Origin of the sequence: Streptomyces sp. NBC_00341, from assembly GCF_041435055.1 — a bacterium.
Lineage (GTDB): Bacteria > Actinomycetota > Actinomycetes > Streptomycetales > Streptomycetaceae > Streptomyces.
Genome location: NZ_CP108002.1, coordinates 997,265 through 1,015,583, shown reverse-complemented (window position 1 = coordinate 1,015,583; position 18,319 = coordinate 997,265). Strand labels below are relative to the sequence as shown.

Here is an 18,319-nt window from a genome sequence, read left to right as displayed (position 1 = left end):
TGGGCGACAGGGGAGAGCGCTCTCTGAAGCTAGCCAGTCAGCATGACCGCGTCAACGGTCTGAGCGTGTGGTCGGGTCAATCGGAGGGCGTCCGCGACCTAAGGCTCTCCGTGCCGGAGGCTCAACTGCCTTTGCTCCGACGTCTGTTGGTCTCTGTTCGCAATTTCGGTCGATTGCGTTGACAAGTGTTGCGACCCTGCCCTTTGCTTTCGGGGTCTCACCCCCACCGGTCCGGTGACAGCCGTGCTGTCCGTACCTGGAGCCGCAACGATGAAAAGATGGCGCACCTTTCTCGCGACCTGTCTGCTCTTCTTCGGACTCGCCGCGCCGACCACCGTCGCGCACGCCGCCACGCCGGCCGCCGTGACCGATCCCGCCTCCCTGGTCAATCCGCTGCTGGGTACCTCCAACGGGGGCAATACCTTCCCCGGAGCCGACACGCCGTTCGGCATGGTCTCGTGGAGTCCCGACACGGACTCCCGCCCGCCCGGCGGTAACTACGCATATTCTGACAACGTTGTCACCGGGTTCGGTCTCAACCACATCTCCGGTCCCGGCTGCGGTGCGATGGGCGACATCCCGGTCCTGCCCACCACCGGCGGCATCGACGGAAACGCGACGGTCGGCTTCTCGCACAGCAACGAGACGGCGAGCGCCGGCGCGTACTCGGTCAACCTCGACAACGGGGTCAACACCGAGCTGACGACGACCGCGCGCTCCGGCATGGCGCGCTTCACGTTCCCGGCGACCACACAGGCCAATCTCCTGTTCAAGCTGAACGCCGACAAGGCCACCAATCTGCACTTCGACAAGGTGAGCAGCACCGAGGTCAGCGGCTCCGTGGACGCCGGTCTCTTCTGCGCCTCGGCCCCGTCGTACACCGCGTACTTCGACATGGTCTTCGACCGGCCGATCACCGGCAGCGGCACCTTCGACGGGGGCGATTCGCTGACCTTCGACACGACCGGCAACCGCACGGTGCAGGCCAAGGTCGGCCTGTCGTATGTCTCGATCGCGGGAGCCAAGGCCAACCGCGAGTCGGAGAACCCGGACTGGGACTTCACCGGAACCCGGACCGCCGCACACGACGCATGGAACGACGTGCTCGGCAAGATCGCTGTCACCGGTGGTTCGTCCGACCAGCGGCAAGTCTTCTACACCTCGCTCTACCACTCACTGCTGCACCCGAACCTGCTCAGCGACAGCGACGGGAAGTACTGGGGCTTCGACAAGAAGGTCCATACGGTGTCCGGGGGCCAGAAGGCGCAGTACGGCACCTACTCCGGGTGGGACATCTACCGCACGCAGGCACAGTTGGAAGCGCTGGTCGCACCGGAGCAGGCCGGCGACAGCGCCCAGTCCCTGGTGAACGACTACGAACAGGCCGGATTCTTCCCGAAGTGGTCGCTCAACTCGGCCGAGACCCAGGTGATGAACGGCGACCCCGGCCCGGCGATCATCGCCGACTACTACGCCTTCGGCGCGCGCGACTTCGACACCGCGGCGGCCAAGGCGGACATGATCAAGGAGGGCACCACCAGCAACCCGATCCGGATGGGCCTGGACCTGCAGACCAAGTACGGCTATCTGCCGTCCGACGGCTCCTACCCACGGGACTTCTACGGTTCCGTCGCCACGCTCCTGGAGTACAGCGCACAGGACTTCGCCACCTCAGCCTTCGCGGGCGCGCTGGGGGACACCACCACTCAGTCGCAGTTCGCCAACCGTGCGCAGGACTGGAAGAACACCTTCGACGCCTCCAGCGGCTTCATGCGGCCCAAGCAACTGGACGGCTCCTGGAAGCCGGAGTTCGACCCGGCCGGCAGTGACCAGTTCGTCGAGGGGACGTCCTGGCAGTACACCGGGGCGGTGCCGCACAACACCCGCGGACTGGCCGATGCCATGGGCGGCAACAGCGAGTACGTGAACTACCTGGACAGTGTGCTGTCCGAGTTCGACGGATCCGGCGGAACGCACGCGGACCTGGGCAACGAACCGTCCATCGAGCTGCCGTGGGAGTACGACTACGTGGGGCAGCCCTGGAAGACCCAGGAGATCGTCCGCAAGGTCCAGGACCGGCTGTGGCCGAACGACCCGGCGAAGTGGGGCGTCGGAAACGACGACCTGGGCACGATGAGCGCCTGGTACGTCTGGTCCGCGATGGGCTTCTACCCCGAGACCCCCGGCACTTCCGATCTCGCCCTGGGCAGCCCGCTGTTCACCCATGTGGACGTGACGCTGGGCAACGGCCGGCACATGGTCGTCGACGCTCCACAGGCCGCAGGCAACGCCCCTTACGTGCAGAGCGCCACCCTCAACGGCGCCGACTGGAACAACGCCTACCTGCCGGCCGACTTCGCGACCGGCGGCGGGACGCTCGACCTCGACCTGGGGACGAGCGCCAACACTGACTGGGCCACCTCCGCGTCCTCCGCGCCGCCGTCGTACGAAGGTGATGGCGGCGCCAAGCCCCCGGGGCCGCCCGTAGCGCCTTCCGGTGCGGTGAAGTCGGCGGTCGGTGACAAGTGCCTGGACGACGACTCGGGCTCGGCGGCGAACGGCAACAAGATCCAGCTCTGGACCTGCAACGACTCCACCGCTCAGCGCGTCACGGTGGCCGTGGACGGATCCCTCCAGGTGCTGGGCAAGTGTGTGGAGATCACGGGTAACGGCGGAGCTGCCAACGGCACGCTGGTCGAGCTGTGGGACTGCAACGGCGGCAACAACCAGAAATGGAGTTACACGGCCTCGACCGGCGCACTGGTCAACCCCCAGTCCGGCCGCTGTCTCGACGTACCCGACGCCAGCACCGCCGACGGCACCCAACTGGAGATCTGGGACTGTCACGGCGGGAACAACCAGAAATGGAGCCTGCCCTCCTGAATCCGGGGCGCTCCTGCGCCCCGCGCGATGGCACGCCTGTGCAGACGGGTACGCCATCCGGGGCGCCGACGACATGACCACGTATGTCGCGCGTGTGCCGCACGTTGGCGCGGGCCATCCGACGTACACACCAGAGAGCGCTCCCCTCCATCGGTGGAGCGTCTTCGGCCGTGACCGAGAAGTAGGGGAGTCCGTTTCATGAAGTCACAGAGGTCCACCTCGTTAGCCCTGTTCGTGCTTATGGCAACGCTGTCATCCTTTTCCGCCGGTGTGTCGACCGCTTCCGCGGCGTCGGCCTCGGCGGCCGTGTGCAACACGTACTGCGACGCGCGGGATCCCGCGCAGAGCACCCAGGACCGCGGCTCCGTCACCGCCGAGGCGGCCGGACGGTCGATCGCGCTGCACTTCGACGACGCCGCCGCGATGGGCTGGGCGTCCATCGACCACGGCGGGTCAGGGGACCGTGTGTGGCTGGACCGTTCCATGGACGGCGGCCGGACGTGGGGCTCTGGCAGCCGTCTCGGCGATACCGCCGTCCCTGATGGCGGGCAGGGCTGGCGTACCCAGATGTACAACGTGGATGACTGGAACACCGAGGGTGTGGGGGCTCTTCGGGCCTGCGGGCAGCCGGCCGGGGGAGGCATCGCGTGTACGGCCTGGGCGCGGACGACCTGGAACGCGGGCAGCCGCAGTACCGCGGCGGCCACCGCGCTGATGATGTCGTTCGACCGGAGCAGCAAGCTGTTCGGCGGCAACGGCTGGTGGACGGCGGCCAACGCGCTGACGGCGGTGATCGACAACAGCCGGATCACTGGCATGGGCAGTTACACCTACGCCATCGCCGAGACGTACGACAAGAACATCAACGCGCAGGGAGGGCAGTTCCGCAACGAGTACCTCGACGACACCGGGTGGTGGGGGCTGGCCTGGATCGACGCGTACGACGTGACCGGCGACAGCCGCTACCTGGAGACCGCGCGGGCCGACGCGGACCACATGAACGCGAACTGGAACGACACGTGTGGGGGCGGGGTCCGCTGGAGCACGAACGGCAACTACAAGAACGCCATCACCAACGAGCTGTACCTCCAGCTCAACTCGGCCCTGCACAACCGCATCCCGGGCGACACCGCGTACCTGGACCGGGCGAAGAGTGAATGGAACTGGTTCCGGGACAGCGGCATGATCAACGGCGACCGCATGATCAACGACGGCCTCACCGACGCCTGCGCCAACAACGGCCAGCCCACCTGGACCTACAACCAGGGCGTCGTCCTGGGCGCGTTGACCGAGTTCCATAAAGCCACCGGCGACGACGGACTCCTGACGACGGCCCGCGACCTGGCCGACTCCTCCACCACCCGGCTGGAGACGGACGGCGTCCTGCGCGAACCGGGCGAGGGCGACAGCTGCACGGGGGACGGCCCGAGCTTCAAGGGCGCCTACGTACGCGGCCTCGGCGCACTCAACCGCCAACTGTCCGACCACCCCTACGCCGCGACGCTCACGCGCTGGGCGGACAGCGCCCACGACCACGACCGCAACGCGCTCGACCAGTACGGCCCGCACTGGAGCGGCGGCAACGGCGCCACCGACTACGGCTGCCAGCAGAGCGCTCTCGACCTCCTCAACGCCGCCACCGGCTGAGGCAACCACCCGAGAAATTCACACTCCATCTGATGAGGACTGGTGATGAAGAAGAGATCCATCGCAACTCTCGGCCTGATGCTGGCTACCGCCACCGGGCTGCTCTGGGGCGGCACGCTGCCCGCTACGGCGGCCGATCGGGCCGCGGCACCGGGCGAGCGGTCCGTCGCGGCGGCCTCCGCCTTACGTGTCATGCCCCTGGGTGACTCGATCACCGATGGCCTCGGGAGCAGCACCGGAAACGGCTATCGAGGCCCGCTCTGGGACGAGTTGAGTGCCAAGGGCTACTCGTTGGACTTCGTCGGCACGTCCCGGGCAGGCTCCATGACGGACCCCGACAACGAAGGCCACTCCGGCTGGCGCATCGACCAGATCGCCTCCATCGCGGACGCCTCGCTGTCCCGCTACCGGCCCAACGTCGTGACCCTGATGATCGGCACCAACGACCTGGGGCAGAACTACCAGGTGCCCACCGCGCCGGACCGGCTGAATTCCCTGATCGACCAGGTGGTGGCCGATGCCCCGGACGCGACCGTGCTCGTCGCGTCCCTGACCGTCTCCACGAACCCCACGATCGAGGCGAACAGGGGTGGGTACAACCAGCGGATCCCGGGGATGGTCCAGGCGAAGCAGGCGGCCGGCCAGCATGTCCGCTACGTGGACATGGGCGCTCTGACCACCGGTGACCTGGCCGACGGGCTGCACCCCAATGACGTCGGGTACCGCAAGATGGCCGACGCCTTCAACAGCGGCATCCAGGCAGCCGACGCCGCCGGCTGGATCGGCGAACCCGTCCGCACCGGCGGTCAGGTGAGATCCGCACTCGCCGACAAGTGCATGGACGTCAACGGCGGCGGTTCCGCGAACGGCACCGCGGTCCAGCTGTGGTCCTGCAACAACACCGACGCGCAGTGGTGGACCGCGGGATCCGACGGAACGCTACGGGCACTGGGCAAGTGCCTGGACGCCACGGGCTCCGGCACCGCCAACGGCACCCGGGTGGAGCTCTGGGACTGCAACGGCGGCACCAACCAGGTCTGGCAGGCCTACGACGGCGGCTACCAGAACCCGGTATCCGGACGGTGCCTCGATGACCCCGCAGCCTCCACCACCGACGGCACCCAGCTGGTGCTGTGGGACTGCAACGGTGGCACCAACCAGAAATGGACGACCGTCTGACCCGTATGCGGCACATCGCACCGTCCCCGGCGGCGGTGCGACGTGCGGGCCGGTGCTGAAGGGGCCCCACAGGTAGGCCCCGTCCTGGGACAGGACCGGGCCCAAGGTGCGGCGGTGGGTGAAGTTGCCTGGTCAGCGCTCTGCGGCGGGCTCCTCGGGCTGGAGACTGGTGTTGTGCTCACGGATCAGCTGGAGCGCCGCCTCGCGGTCGCGCCGTTCGAGGGCATCGACGAGATCGCGGTGGAGCTCGTGGCGGTGGGCGATGTAGTGGTCCAGTGGTTCCTCGCTGGCCGGCAGCACCGTCAGCGTGTGGGCCTCGATGAGGTCCAGCAGGTTGGAGTACAGGGAGCTGAGCAGGGCGTTCGGGCTGATCGCCGCGATAGCTGCGTGGAGCCGCCAGTTCGCGTGCACGAACGCCACCGGGTCAGCGGTGCCCACGGCCGTCTCCATGGCCGTGATGTGCTCCTTGAGGCCGGAGATGTCGGCGGGTGAAGCGTGCCACAGGGCGTCCTCGATCAGCAGCGGGTCGAGGGCGTCCCTGATCCGTACGGCGTTGGCGACGTCCGAGATCGAGCTGGACCGGCGGGTGATCGCGCGGGAGGAACTCCTCGAGGCCCTGGCCATGTCCGCTGCCGAGACCACCGCCGTGACCGAGGCAGCGAAGGAAACGGCGACAGAATCGGTGTCCGCGCCCGCGCCGTTGGCGGGAACGACGGTGCCGTCCTGGCGGGATGGTCTGCCGACGTCTGTTCTCGCGCCGGACTACCAGCGGATCCTGGGCATTGTTGCGGACCGGTCGGGCCAAGGGTCGGTGAAGGCCAAAGAGATCGCGGTGGTGCTGGGGCTGGAGCCGACGCCGGCGAAGGTGGAGGGCGTGCGGTCGAAGGCGAGGCGACTGGCTGAGCGGCTGACCTGGTCCGGTGCCCGCGCAACCCCGTGACCAGGTCAGGCAGCCACTCCCGAGCTCATATATCCACCGAAGCACACACCCCAACGGTTCTCCGGATGGTGCAGTTAAGGTTGAAGATCCGGCACGCGGACACCACCGACGCCCGCGTCATCGGCTCCACCGGCCCCCGCCGCCGGCCCCGCGCCCTCGCGCTCCTCCTGCCCGGAGCGAAGTTCAGTACGGTGAAGCGTATGACCACACAGCTGCGACGCGTGACCTTCTTGTGTACGGATCCGGAGGCGTTGGCTCGGTTCTGGAGCTCCGTCCTTAACAAGCCAGTGATCGACGGCAGCCACGGGCTCCATCTGCAACTGGTTGATGGCAACGAGCCGCATTCCCTGTATTTCAAACCTGCCGCAAACAGCGAGCGCCCCCGCGCGACGATGCGTCTGGGTATTGGGGCCGTGTGCGGAACATTGGAAGAGGAAGTCCGCAGGCTCACTGCGTTGGGGGCTGTACTCCTTGCGGAATCCCGGGATCCATTTGACCTGTCCTGTGTGACGATGGCCGATCCGGAAGGTAACGAATTCGCCGTTGAGCTGAGTGAGGAGGAACTGCTCGATGAGGAGCTAAATCCCCGCCCGAAGAACGAAGGGCGACCCGCACCCTGAGGTGCGATCCACCCTCTCGCCAGCCGCGCTAAGTCAGCAGTTCGTAGCTATTGTTGAACTGCCGACGACCTTTGTGCCGTACTTTCCCTTGTACTCGATTTGCAGGGAGGACACGGTCTTGTGCGTGTGCTTCTGGATCCGCTGGGGGCACTTGTACGGCACGCTGAGGGTCTTGGCCTTGCACGTCTTCCAGCCCGTGTTCTTGTTGGCAACGACACCGTACAGGCCGTTCGACAGCTTCTTCTCCAGTGTGACGTCGAGCTTGCACGCGTCCGGTTTCGGAGTCGTGCAGCTCTTGATCTTCCCTTGTGCGTACAAAGGACCGCCGGCGGTGACGTAAAACGGCTTCATTGACTCGAAGAGGCAGCCAACAACCACTGCGGATGCCTTGGTCGTGGCATCAGCGGTGATGGAAGGTATGGCTTCCCGGCTGTCCGATGCGGCATGGGAAGTTCCGGTTCCTGCGAAGAGAACCAGAACACTGGCTGCTGCTGTGGACAGGGCAGCATGGAAACGCATTTATTGAACCCCGATTCATGCCGCATGGGTTCTCGAACCGTGCGTTCGAGGCTGCGGTAAATTCGATGCTAGGCGGTTACACATTTCGTAGTGCGCGCAGACGTTCGAAGTGTCGCAAAGATGCCCGTCAGGGTCTGTAATCGCGACCTTGCGTACATGGAGTGTTGGCGATATCCGCCTGATGTGCTTTTTGTGTCGATGACGCGTGCGGCCGGGCCATGGCCTTGACCGGCTGGTTTCGCGGGGGCTTGTGGAGGAAGTCCCTTTACGGCACTCTGAGTTCTCGTGAACAAGCGTGGCGACGCTGGACACTCACTGCTGCTCAAACAGGCTGTCGCTGGAAGTCGAGCGCGGACGTCCGTGATCCGTGGCGGATCGACAATGCCGAGCGTGACGTCGTTGTCGTCCCCAAGGAGCTCGCCAAGGGCGGCGGGGCACTACTCCCCGATCAGACTTTCCTCGTCGTGGAAGTGAAGTCGGAGTCGAACGCTGAAACCGACCGGATCGTGAAGCGGCGCCGGTACGCCGAGTACCGGGCCCCGCTCTACCTCCTCGTCGACCGGATCGAGGGCAGCATCACACTGTTCTCCGAGCCCGGGCACCTGGGCTACACCCGCGTTGACGGCCCGCACCCGTTCGGTGCGGTACTACGGCTGCCGGACCCGTTCGGTCAGCACCTGGAACAGCAGCTCGGGGGCCGAGGAACATCCGAACGAAAACCGGCGCTAAGAGGTTGTCTCATTTGGTGAGTCGTCGGTGGCAGATGAGGGTTGCTGCTATGCCGACGAAGGCGAGGAAGTGCTCGGGTTTGCGTTCGTAGCGGCGGTGGAGGCGTCGGCAGCCGGCCGGCCAGGAGACGGTTCGTTCGACCACCCGGCGGTGACGGCCGAGCCGGGTGGAGGACTCGACTCCCTTGCGGGCGATGCGGTGACGTATGCCGCGTGAACGAAGCCATCGCCGCAGGTGGTTGTAGTCGTAGCCCTTGTCCGCATGCAGCTTCGCCGGCCGCCTGCGGCGTGGGCCGCGACGGGAACGGATGGGCGGGATTCCACGGACGAGCGGTTCCAGTCCCTGGCTGTCGTGCGTGTTGGCGCCGGAGATGCCCAGTGAGAGCGGCAGTCCGTTCCGGTCGGTGACCAGATGGATTTTCGATCCCAACTTGCCTCGGTCGGTCGGATTCGGTCCCGTCAGGAGCCCCCTTTTGCCGCCCGGACGCTGACGGAGTCGATCGCGCACCGCGACCAGTCCAGCTCACCCCGCGCCCCGAGTTCGTCCAGGACCACACGGTGGAGACGGCCCCAGACCCGATCCGCGCTCCACTGGGCGAACCGCCGGTAAACCGTCTGCCAGGCCGGGCCGAACACCGGCGGAAGCTGCCTCCACGTACAGCCCGAGGTAGCCACGAAGACGACCGCCGCCAGAACCTCACGGTCACCGGCCCGACGACGGCCCCCGCCCTGCGGACGCCTCACCTCCGTGGGCGGCACCACCCGCCGGAACAATACCCACAACTCATCCGGCACCAACCGCTCAACCAGATCCGTCATGCACAGACCAACGAGCGACCACACCATAGGAAACGACGTCTAAGAGGGAAAGCCGAAGGTGTCGACTGCCATCGGGACGTCAGCGGAGTCTGCCACTGGATGTCAGTGGCTCTGCCATGAGGTGTGTCAGTAGGTACAGGAAGTCAGCGCTGAGCGGATGGGCGGCGATGATGCGGCCGCGTACGGCGGGAGCAGGGTCTTGCCGGTGGTGTGCCCGCAACTGGGGCACTCGCCCTCGTCGCGGCAGTCGAGCTCGTTCCGGTGACCTGCGGCCAATCCTCAGAAACCGATGGCTACTTGAGGGTATCCTGTCCGGGGGACGCCCTGACCGAGGCCCTGGACGCCGCCGACAACATCTACTCTCCGCGTGGCCGCGCGTACTGACCGACATCCGTATTGGGTATGCGGGTCAGCACCGGATCACAACGGCTCGACCGGCAGCTCGACGCGCTGAACCGGGCCCCGGGGTGCCGACGAGGGTCAAGACGGAACTTGGCGGCGGCGAAGGCGCAGAAGTACCCCGCCCACCGCCAGTGTCGCCACGGCGCCCGACGCGATACCGATGGCCAATCCGCCACCGAAGCCTGGCCCTTCGCTCGATGCCGCGGTCTCGTCCTGACCCGATACCGTCACCTTCGAGCGCAGGACGATCGCGGGATAGTCGCACACGTAGTCGCGGTCCTCTTCCGTCACGCATTCGGCGCTCTTGTGTCGCAGCGTGAATGTCACCGGATACGTTCCGGGCTTCACCGTCTTCTTGATCCGGCCCGCGCCCACCCAGGCTCTCCTGGTGTCACCGAGGACGGTGTCGTCGGTCAGCGCAGGGCTTGAGACCTCGACGTCCGTCGGGTGCGGGTTGCCGGGGCGTTCCTTGACCGTGAGGTTCACTACCTCGCCAGGCGCCGCGGGGCCACCGACGAAGCTGTACCCCTGCTTGGGGAAGGGGAGCTGATCGGCGTGGGCCGCTCCGGCCTGCCCGAGCAACATCAGCGGCAGGGCAGTAGCGGCAAGTCCGCAGCGGATGGACGAACGTGTGAAGTCGAGCATATGCGTTTTCCCCGTGCCATTAGTAGTCATACGATTTTGACTGACCTTGACACAGCCACGCCAGACGGCGTGGCTGTGTCATCTTTTCGTGTGGGGGAACAACCATGAGAATACGCAGAGCGCTGGGTACTGCGGCGGGCGCCGCAGCACTCATGCTGCTGCCGGGCTTTCCGGCGATTGCCGACCAGGGCGATCCGGCTCCCTCGGGGAGCTCCGTCCCGAGCACCCCGGCGCAGCCGTCCTCCGCTTCGCCGACGGCCGTCCCGGAGCAGCCTTCTGTTCCGCCGCCCTCCGTGCCACCGACGGAGCCTTCTGTTCCGCCGGCCTCCGTGCCACCGACGGAGCCTTCCGTTCCGTCTGCCCCTGTCCCGAAGGAGCAGTCTTCCGCTCCGTCGGTCCCCGTCCCGGCAGGCGGAGACGACGACGCGCGCGGGTTCACGCCGGCTGACGCCGACGACTACTGGACCCCAGAGCGCATGCGGGCCGCGAAGCCCGTCAAGGAGCAGGAGGCCAAGCACTTTCCCGCCCCGCCCAGGACGGGGCGCGCCGCTAGTCAGCCGTTCGAAGGGCTGCCCATCGTCGGCACCTTCTTCTGGAACGACGGCACCGCGACCGGCCGCTTCTGCGGTGGCACGGTCGTCAAGAGCCCCGGCAAGAACATCGTGATGAGCGCCGGCCACTGCTTCGACGACCAGGACGCGCGCAAAAACCTCGCGTTCGTCCCGCAGTACGACGACGGGAAGAAGCCGCACGGCTCCTTCACTGTCAAGCCCGGACGTATCTACGTCGACAAGCGGTACCTGGCCAAGGGCCCGGACGCCGCGGCCGACCTCGACTTCAACTTCCTGCTGCTCGAACCGCGCGGCGGCAAGAACGTCGAGGACGTTGTCGGCGGCGCCGAGTTGATGATCAATGCCGGGTACAACCACAACCCCACCCGCCTCATCGGTTACCCGGCCAACCAGAAGCGCCCGCTGGACTGCACGGACAAGACCGTCCGATACGACAGCACCGACCCTAAGATCCCGGGCAGCTTCCTGCGCATCGCCTGTGACAAGTACTCGGGTGGTGCGTCCGGTGGGCCGTTCCTCATCAAGCGAGGCAGCGACTGGGGCATCATCGGCGTGATCGGCGGCTGGAAGACGGGCGGCGACAAGGACGAGATCTCCTACAGCTCCTACCTCGACGGTGACGCCAAGTCGCTGTACGACGACGCGGTCAACAACCGTCAGCCGGCGGGCCGTGGTGTTTTGGGCAAAGCTGAGACCTGGCAGCATGCCGAGGTCATGGCGGGTGGCTACTTCACTGACGGTAATCCGGGTTCCTGGGACTACTCCGACCTGATCGTGCGCTGGTCCGACGGCGAGTTGACCTTGTACCGAGGTGCCGGGGAGGAAGGCGACAACTTCGACAGGGAGATTCGTCTCATCGCGCCCAACGGCACCTGGAAGCACGCCGAGACCATGGCCGCGGGCGACTTCACCGGGGCCGACCGCGACGACCTCATCGTCCGCTGGACGGATGGCGAACTGACGCTGTATCCCGATGTCGACGAGAAGGGGCTCCACGGCGAGGTACAGCTGCAAAAGCCCAACGATCTGTGGAAGCACGCCACTTCCATAACCGGTGGTCGCTACACGACCAGTAACAAGTGGGCCGACGATCTCCTGGTCCGCTGGAGCGACGGTGAAGTCACCCTGTACACCGACGTCAACCGCGACGGCTTCCACGGCGAGAAGAAACTCGCCGCGCCCAACGGCACCTGGAAGCACGCCGCGACGATCACGTCGGGCGACTTCACCGGCAACGACCAGCACGACCTCATCGTGCGCTGGACGGACGGAGAGCTGACCCTCTACAAGGACGTCGACCAGAACGGTTTCCACGGCGAGAGCCAGGTCAAGAAGCCCAACCGGCTCTGGACGCACGCCACCGTCCTGGGCGCGGGCGACTACACGGACAACCGCCACCCGGACGACTTCCTGGTGCGGTGGTCCGACGGTGAGGTGTCCATGTACCCGGATGTGGACGAGACCGGCCTGAACCGCGAGATCACGTTGGTGTACCCGCCTGTATAGGGCCTTCTGCGGGCCGGAGAAGGGCTTTCCCTCGGGGAGAGCCCTTCTCTCGTCGGATCGCCCTCCTCACATCCGGGAGGGCTTCTTCTCGTCGAAGAGCCAGGTGTTGAAGAGCGCGCTCAAGCCCTTCCCGGACTTGCTCTCGCACAGGGCGATGAACTGCCGGGTGTCAACATTGCCGTGCCGGTGCTGCCGGGTCCAGGTACGAAGGATGTCGAAGAAGGTCTCGTCGCCGACAGCCCTGCGCACCTTGTGCACGACCATGGCACCGCGTCCGTAGACAGGCGGATCTGAGACGCGTCCTGCGCCGGGCGGATCCGCCGGCGGGAACGCCCAGATGCCCTCGCTCTCGGTGTCCGTGCCGTCGTAGTAATCCTCGAAGATCTCCGTGGTGCCCCTGTCGCCCCGCTCCTCTTCCCAGAGCCACTCCGCGTAGGTGGCCAGACCCTCACTGAGCCACAGGTCCTTCCACTCGCGTGGGGTGACGGAGTTGCCGAACCACTGGTGTGCCAGTTCGTGCACGAGCAGCGCCTCTTCGGGCGCCTCGCCGAAGTAGGGCTTGGTCTGGGTCTCCAGGGCGTAGTCGAGCCCGGGAAGGTGGTCGACGATGGCACCGGCGGAGGAGAAGGGGTAGGGGCCGAAGAGTTTGCTGGCCCAGTCGACGATCTCAGGCACCAGGTCTGGGACATCGGCGGAGTCTTCGGCCTCGTCGGGGTCGATGGCGACGTAGACGGGCACGTCATCGTCCGTCCGCCCCTTGTGGGTCTCGAAGTATCCGATGGAGACGTGTGCGAGGTAGCTGGCCATGGGCTCCTCGGTGCGCCAGTGGCGGGTTACCGTTTTCCCTTTGTCCTCCTCCGTGATCAGCTTGCCGTTACTGATCACGTCGTAGGGGTCGCCGTCCTCGTCCTTGGGCACGGTGACCGTGGTGTCGTACGTGGCCTTGTCCGACGGGTGGTGGTTGCCCGGAAACCAGGTCATGGAGCCGGACGGCTGACCCAGGGCCGTCGAGCCGTCGTCGGTCTCCATCCAGCCTTCTAGGCCTCCGTCGTCGTCCTTGAGCGTGCGCGGTGTGCCGTCGTAGGTGACGACTGTCTTGAAGACTTCGCGGTTCCTCACCGTCTTCGCTGGTGTCACGAGCAATTCGTCTCCCGCGCGAGCGACTTGGGCCTTGGCTCCCTGCACCGTGGTGCTGCGTAGCCGCAGCCCTGAAAGGTCGAGGTTGAAGCGGCTCAGGTCCTGGGTGGCCTGCGCTGTGATGATCGCCGTGCCCTTCAGGTGGTTGGTCTCGGGCACGTAATCCAGCGTCAGCCCGTAGTGCACCACGTCATAGCCACCATTGCCGAGCCCTGGGAAGAGCCGATCTCCTACTCCGGCCGTGCCAGGCTTTCCGGCCGCGACGCCACCGTTTCCCGGTGCGGAGCCGGTGCAGGATGTCGTCACAGCCAGGAGGAGCGCTGTGGCCGGAGCCCAGCTGGACAGACAGCCCGGTCCCGCCGACCGAGGGCGGCTGCCCATCGCCATATGCGGTTTCATCTCGTGTCTCCCATCGATCGCAGGGCGCGAGACGTCAGAACGTCGGCATCGTCCATTGGTTGCTTCAAGACTGGCAGAAGTTCTTTACGCGCCTTGCGGCTGACGAGGTTGGCCAGGGTCTCGTCGGTGCCGACGGGCACACCACAGCCTGCTCGTCGAACTCCAGCCCTACTGACCCTTCCGTGGCAGAACCACTGACGATGTCGTGGCAGACGACAGGCCTGCAGCTGTACATCGCGGCTATGTCATTGTCGTCCGCCACGAGAACGTCAGTCGATCTGCCACGAGATGTGTCAGTGCCTCGTACGGAGCCCGCTGGGTGCGGCTGCCGGGCCGGGCGGGGCCCAACCATGGCCGTCCGGCCCGGCAGCGACGCGGGTTGCAGCCCGCGCGGGGGCCTGGTGGTCAACGCTCCTGGTCGTGCGAGGTCCGGGTGCCGGTAAGAACACTGTCACCAGCCGCAAACGAGGGACGCCACGTCCGGTGTCGTGCGGCGGGGGCACGCTCGGCAACATGACCGGCGACGGCATCGCGCTTCAAGATCACCTCGTGGCGGCTTTTGAGCTCACCTCTGGCCCCCCTGGTCGGTCGCTTTGCTGGCCTCGGCCGGCAGCAGCCCGCTGGCGTTAAGCAGGTTCATCATGGCCTGGTACCGCTCGCTAAAGTGCAGCCTCGCCTCAGCCAGCAGGGGCAGGTCCCGCTGCCGAGACGGTGGATGCTCGGTCAGATCGCGCCACGGCCGATGGTCGTCCGGACCGAACATGCTGCCGTCCATGAAGCTCTCCAGCGCGTCCAGCGCCTCCGTCATCGCGCTGAAGGCGGTGTGGAGGCCCTGATCAAGGAAGTCGGCGGTGGTCTCCCGCTCCGTGCGGAGCTCGATGCAGGCCGCGTCGAACTTCACGGTGACCTTGTCGTAGTGGATCGGCAGGATCTCCGGGTTGCGCACCACCCTCAGCCACCCCGCCTGCGGCGGCAGTGCGTCCAGCACTCGCGCGGCCTTCTTGACGTCGGCATCGGCAACCGCCGCCCGCCCCTGTTCTGCTGCGGCTGCCAGCTTGGACTGTTCAGCTGTGGCGGCTGTGCCTCGCGTAGTCAGTCCGGCGGAGACGGCGGTGGTCTGGGGTGGCTCGCTGTCGGCGGCCGAGCGCAGGAGCTGCTTGAGGGTGCTGAAGGTTCGCTCACTGCTCAGGATGGTGAAGTGGTTGCCTGGTAGGGCGGCTGCGTCGGGGAAGCTGCTACGGGCGGAAGCGGCTGAGACCACCCAGTCCTCCTCGCCTGCATAGACAGAGAAGGGGATGGGGCAGCTGGCCTCGGTGAAGGCGCGGGCGTTGATGATGTTCTGGAGTACCAAAGAGCGCGCGTCGTTCACCGGCGGCCAGAGCGGTGGCCGCGGTCCGCGGGTCGATGACGACGCCGAACTCGTACAGGCCGATCTCCAGGACGCAGGGCCCCGGCGAATGCCTGGATCGCCCCACCCTGGGGTGATCCAGGCACTCGTCGGGGCCCTGGCTTCACCCCTGCCACCCTCGCGGTCCGCGTGGCAAGATCGCCGGATGCTGAAGCTCACCGATTTCATCATCGACTGCCCCGAGCCCAAGAAGCTCGCGGCGTTCTACGCCGAGGTCACCGGCGAACCCGTCAAGCCCGACAGCGACGACAACTGGGCCGGCATCAAGTTCGGCAAGATCGAGCTCGCGTTCCAGCGCGTCGACAACTTCCGCGCACCGAACTGGCCCGACGACGAGCACCCCAAGCAGTTCCACCTCGACTTCGAAGTCGACGAGTTCGAACCCGAGGAACAGCGCCTCACCGCCCTCGGCGCCACCCTCCGCAAGGACTCCGTCGGCGAGGAGGGCTACGGCTGGCGCGTCTACACCGACCCGGTCGGCCACCCCTTCTGCCTGTGCCGCAACAGGCGCGTCCAGTGGATCGACGGCGAGCCCGTCGGGCTCTGACGGACACCGGATGGGCCCGGGGGCTCCGGGCATGGCCCCGGCGAGTACCTGGATCGCCCCACCCTGGGGTGATTGATCTCGATGGCGAGCCCCGGAAGCAGATGAACACGGCACCTGTGGATCATGTAGTTCTCTACGCTGCAAGATCCACGAAGGTGCCGTGTTCGTTCCTCCATCATCTCCTGTCGCTGTCCGTGCGCCTCATGCGCCCTGCCTGGAAGCTCTCCGCGAGGGGCCTGCGGAGTGCGCTACCGGCTCTCCTCTGTCCTGGCCCTGGTGGTCTGCGCGATGACCCCGTCCGGCCACGACTCGATCACCGCGGCGGCGGAGTGGTGCCGACGTGCGACGCCGGAGGAGCTGGCCGCCTTCGGCTTGCCCTACCACCCGCTCCTTGGCCGCTACCGGATCCCGAGTGAGAAAACCCTGCGCAGCATCCTGGGGCGGCTCGATCCCGGCGAGATCAGCGCGGCCGGGCACGACTACCTGCGGCCCCTGCTGTCCGCACGGTCCCGCCGTCCGGAGCCGGTGATGCCCGACGGTGGCACCGAGCGTGAACAGCGTCGGGCCCACCGGGCGGCCGCCCGCGCCGAGCCGGTACGCCCCCGGCGGCGGGCGATCGCGGTGGACGGTAAGTGCCTGCGCGGCGCCAGACGCCCCGACGGCAGGCGCGTCTTCGTCCTGTCCGCCGTCCGGCACGGCGACGGTGTCACGCTCGCCTCCCGCGAGATCGGCGCGAAGACCAACGATATCCCCGAGTTCGCACCCCTGCTCGACCAGATCGACGACGCGGATCTCGCGGGGGCGATCGTCACCGCCGACGCCCTCCACGCCCAACACGGCCACGCCACCTACCTGCGCGAACGCGGCGCCCACTACCTGCTGACCATCAAGAACAACCAGCGCGGCCAGGCCCGTCAACTCCACGCCCTGCCCTGGAAGGCCATCCCCGTGATCCACCGCGACGACGCCCGGGGACACGGCCGCCACGAGCAGCGGCTCGTACAGGTCGTCACCGTCGACGGCCTGCTCTTCCCACACGCGGCCCAGGTCCTGCGCATCCAGCGCCGTCGTCGTCTCCACGGGGCGAAGAAGTGGTCCAGCGAGACCGTCTACGCCGTCACCGACCTGCCCGCCGAGGAAGCGAACGCAGCCGAGATCGCATCCTGGGCTCGCGGCCACTGGACTGTGGAGAACACCGTCCACTAGTGCCGAGATGTCACCTTCAACGAGGACAAGTCCCAGGTCAGGACCCACAATGCGCCCGCCGTACTCGCTGCCCTCCGCGACCTGATCCGCAGCGCGCTCAAGCTCGCCGGCTACGTCAACACCGCCGCCGGACGACGAGCCCACACCGACCGCCCCCGCATCCTCACCCTCTACGGCATCACATGATCAAACCGGACGAGCCAGGCACTCGCCGGGGCCCTGATCATCCCGTACCTGGGCCAGCTTCCTCTCAGGAGTATCGCCGCATCGGATCTGCGTGCGTTCGTAGCCAACTTGGAGTCGAGAGTCTCGTCGGTCGACTACCAGCGCGGCATCATGTCCGAGCTTTCCTCCGTCCTGGAAGCGGCCGTCGACGACAAGCGCCTCGCGCGCAACCCCATGCACGCAAAATCTGTGCGGTGGCCCAAGTCGCCACGGGAGCGGCGCGATGCGTGGCCGATGGCTACGGCACTGCGGGTCCGCGATGCCATCAACGAGCGGAACAGGATCGCCGTCGCAGTCGGTCTGGGCTGCGGACTCCGCCAGGGCGAGGTATTCGGGCTGAGTCCGGAGGACATCGACCATGAACGCGGCATGCTTCACGTTCGGCGCCAAGTGCAGGCGATTCACGGAAGGCTGTACTTCGCCCTGCCGAAGGGGAAGAAGATCCGCACCGTGGATCTGCCCCCCTCGGTGGCCGAGGAACTCAAGCGTCACATCGAAGCGTTCCCGCCGGTTGAGGTGGAGCTGCCGTGGGGGAAGCCGGAGGGGGAGAGGAGGAAGTCTTCTCTGCTGCTCACCACGCGCTTCGGCAACGCCATCGCGGTGAACGCGTGGAACACCTACACCTGGAAGCCGGCCTTGGCCAAGGCCGGTGTCATCCCGCCACGTGCCGAGGGGGCGAAAGCCTGGCAGTGGGCGGCGGCCCCGAAGGACGGTTTCCACGTGCTTCGGCACACCTACGCCTCGATCATGCTGGAAGCCGGAGAGTCCGTCGTGACCTTGGCGCGGTGGCTCGGACGTTCCTCGCCAGCGATCACTCTCGGTTATTATGCTCACTTCATGCCGGAGGCCGGCAGCAAGGGGCGCGGCGCCATCGACGGTCTGCTTGGGGAGGGCGGGGCATCGGCTCGCTAGTCGAAATTCCCCAGATTCGCCCCAG

General features: G+C 66.7%; 15 protein-coding genes and 1 pseudogene. 10 read left to right on the top strand and 6 right to left on the bottom strand.

The window, feature by feature from the left end; genetic code table 11:
* Positions 1–270 precede the first annotated feature (270 nt).
* The 3 genes from OG892_RS04515 to OG892_RS04505 all read left to right on the top strand — a co-directional run bounded on the left by OG892_RS04515 (position 271) and on the right by OG892_RS04505 (position 5,709).
* Positions 271–2,883: a lectin gene (locus tag OG892_RS04515; protein ID WP_371628514.1), complete on the top strand. Its 2,613-nt coding sequence runs from the start codon at positions 271–273 to the stop codon at positions 2,881–2,883.
* A 240-nt stretch (positions 2,884–3,123) separates the two neighbouring features.
* A complete protein-coding gene (locus OG892_RS04510; RefSeq protein ID WP_371628513.1) occupies positions 3,124–4,530 on the top strand; it encodes a glycoside hydrolase family 76 protein in 1,407 nt (468 codons plus the stop codon).
* Between the two features lie 45 nt (positions 4,531–4,575).
* Positions 4,576–5,709, top strand: a complete 1,134-nt coding sequence (locus OG892_RS04505; protein WP_371628512.1) for a ricin-type beta-trefoil lectin domain protein — start codon at positions 4,576–4,578, stop codon at positions 5,707–5,709.
* Between the two features lie 132 nt (positions 5,710–5,841).
* Here the strand turns inward: OG892_RS04505 and OG892_RS04500 are convergent, their stop codons facing one another.
* The gene (locus OG892_RS04500) at positions 5,842–6,333 is read right to left on the bottom strand and encodes an FCD domain-containing protein (RefSeq protein WP_079193700.1); all 492 of its coding nucleotides are present in this window, start codon (positions 6,331–6,333) and stop codon (positions 5,842–5,844) included.
* On the opposite strand from OG892_RS04500, the gene OG892_RS04495 reads away from it, so the two are divergent.
* Together OG892_RS04495 and OG892_RS04490 are read left to right on the top strand one after the other, a co-directional pair.
* Positions 6,332–6,649 (top strand): hypothetical protein, encoded by a 318-nt coding sequence (locus OG892_RS04495; protein ID WP_371628511.1) that lies wholly within the window; start codon positions 6,332–6,334, stop codon positions 6,647–6,649. The two genes, OG892_RS04500 and OG892_RS04495, sit on opposite strands and share 2 nt — an antisense overlap.
* 200 nt (positions 6,650–6,849) lie before the next feature.
* Complete coding sequence (locus OG892_RS04490) at positions 6,850–7,269, top strand: VOC family protein (RefSeq protein ID WP_371628510.1); 420 nt, start codon at positions 6,850–6,852, stop codon at positions 7,267–7,269.
* 33 nt (positions 7,270–7,302) lie between these two features.
* Here the strand turns inward: OG892_RS04490 and OG892_RS04485 are convergent, their stop codons facing one another.
* Positions 7,303–7,788: a hypothetical protein gene (locus OG892_RS04485; RefSeq protein WP_371628509.1), complete on the bottom strand. Its 486-nt coding sequence runs from the start codon at positions 7,786–7,788 to the stop codon at positions 7,303–7,305.
* A gap of 218 nt (positions 7,789–8,006) precedes the next feature.
* Between OG892_RS04485 and OG892_RS04480 the strand changes: the two genes are divergently transcribed.
* Positions 8,007–8,537, top strand: a complete 531-nt coding sequence (locus OG892_RS04480) for a Uma2 family endonuclease (RefSeq protein WP_371628508.1) — start codon at positions 8,007–8,009, stop codon at positions 8,535–8,537.
* On the opposite strand, the gene OG892_RS04475 is transcribed toward OG892_RS04480, so the two are convergent.
* Positions 8,527–9,335 (bottom strand): IS5 family transposase gene (locus tag OG892_RS04475; RefSeq protein ID WP_371628507.1). Its coding sequence is split into 2 segments (ribosomal slippage): positions 8,527–8,985 and positions 8,988–9,335, totalling 807 coding nucleotides; the frame shifts between segments, so codons are not numbered across the junction. The two genes, OG892_RS04480 and OG892_RS04475, sit on opposite strands and share 11 nt — an antisense overlap.
* Before the next feature lie 480 nt (positions 9,336–9,815).
* Positions 9,816–10,382 (bottom strand): hypothetical protein, encoded by a 567-nt coding sequence (locus OG892_RS04470; protein ID WP_073736290.1) that lies wholly within the window; start codon positions 10,380–10,382, stop codon positions 9,816–9,818.
* Positions 10,383–10,858: 476 nt separating this feature from the next.
* Between OG892_RS04470 and OG892_RS04465 the strand changes: the two genes are divergently transcribed.
* On the top strand, positions 10,859–12,460 hold the full coding sequence (locus OG892_RS04465; protein ID WP_371628506.1) for a serine protease: 1,602 nt from the start codon (positions 10,859–10,861) through the stop codon (positions 12,458–12,460).
* A 66-nt stretch (positions 12,461–12,526) separates the two neighbouring features.
* Here the strand turns inward: OG892_RS04465 and OG892_RS04460 are convergent, their stop codons facing one another.
* Positions 12,527–13,786, bottom strand: coding sequence for a M1 family metallopeptidase (locus tag OG892_RS04460; protein ID WP_371628505.1), 1,260 nt, complete (start codon positions 13,784–13,786; stop codon positions 12,527–12,529).
* A gap of 775 nt (positions 13,787–14,561) precedes the next feature.
* Positions 14,562–15,365, bottom strand: a complete 804-nt coding sequence (locus tag OG892_RS04455; protein ID WP_371628504.1) for a hypothetical protein — start codon at positions 15,363–15,365, stop codon at positions 14,562–14,564.
* A 184-nt stretch (positions 15,366–15,549) separates the two neighbouring features.
* Between OG892_RS04455 and OG892_RS04450 the strand changes: the two genes are divergently transcribed.
* The 3 genes and pseudogenes from OG892_RS04450 to OG892_RS04440 all read left to right on the top strand — a co-directional run bounded on the left by OG892_RS04450 (position 15,550) and on the right by OG892_RS04440 (position 18,294).
* Positions 15,550–15,951, top strand: a complete 402-nt coding sequence (locus tag OG892_RS04450; RefSeq protein WP_073736287.1) for a VOC family protein — start codon at positions 15,550–15,552, stop codon at positions 15,949–15,951.
* A gap of 160 nt (positions 15,952–16,111) precedes the next feature.
* Positions 16,112–17,343 (top strand): annotated as a pseudogene (locus OG892_RS04445) (ISAs1 family transposase).
* Positions 17,344–17,493: 150 nt separating this feature from the next.
* Positions 17,494–18,294, top strand: coding sequence for a tyrosine-type recombinase/integrase (locus OG892_RS04440; RefSeq protein ID WP_371628503.1), 801 nt, complete (start codon positions 17,494–17,496; stop codon positions 18,292–18,294).
* Positions 18,295–18,319 lie beyond the last annotated feature (25 nt).

What these genes read in the sequence shown, in the direction of transcription:
- OG892_RS04510 (WP_371628513.1), top strand. Translation starts at nt 3,124, where the DNA reads ATGGCAACGCTGTCATCCTTTTCCGCCGGTGTGTCGACCGCTTCCGCG.
- OG892_RS04470 (WP_073736290.1), bottom strand. Translation starts at nt 10,382, where the DNA reads ATGCTCGACTTCACACGTTCGTCCATCCGCTGCGGACTTGCCGCTACT.
- OG892_RS04480 (WP_371628508.1), top strand. Translation starts at nt 8,007, where the DNA reads ATGGCCTTGACCGGCTGGTTTCGCGGGGGCTTGTGGAGGAAGTCCCTT.
- OG892_RS04495 (WP_371628511.1), top strand. Translation starts at nt 6,332, where the DNA reads ATGTCCGCTGCCGAGACCACCGCCGTGACCGAGGCAGCGAAGGAAACG.
- OG892_RS04485 (WP_371628509.1), bottom strand. Translation starts at nt 7,788, where the DNA reads ATGCGTTTCCATGCTGCCCTGTCCACAGCAGCAGCCAGTGTTCTGGTT.
- OG892_RS04490 (WP_371628510.1), top strand. Translation starts at nt 6,850, where the DNA reads ATGACCACACAGCTGCGACGCGTGACCTTCTTGTGTACGGATCCGGAG.
- OG892_RS04515 (WP_371628514.1), top strand. Translation starts at nt 271, where the DNA reads ATGAAAAGATGGCGCACCTTTCTCGCGACCTGTCTGCTCTTCTTCGGA.
- OG892_RS04465 (WP_371628506.1), top strand. Translation starts at nt 10,859, where the DNA reads ATGCGGGCCGCGAAGCCCGTCAAGGAGCAGGAGGCCAAGCACTTTCCC.
- OG892_RS04500 (WP_079193700.1), bottom strand. Translation starts at nt 6,333, where the DNA reads ATGGCCAGGGCCTCGAGGAGTTCCTCCCGCGCGATCACCCGCCGGTCC.
- OG892_RS04505 (WP_371628512.1), top strand. Translation starts at nt 4,576, where the DNA reads ATGAAGAAGAGATCCATCGCAACTCTCGGCCTGATGCTGGCTACCGCC.
- OG892_RS04450 (WP_073736287.1), top strand. Translation starts at nt 15,550, where the DNA reads ATGCTGAAGCTCACCGATTTCATCATCGACTGCCCCGAGCCCAAGAAG.
- OG892_RS04440 (WP_371628503.1), top strand. Translation starts at nt 17,494, where the DNA reads ATGTCCGAGCTTTCCTCCGTCCTGGAAGCGGCCGTCGACGACAAGCGC.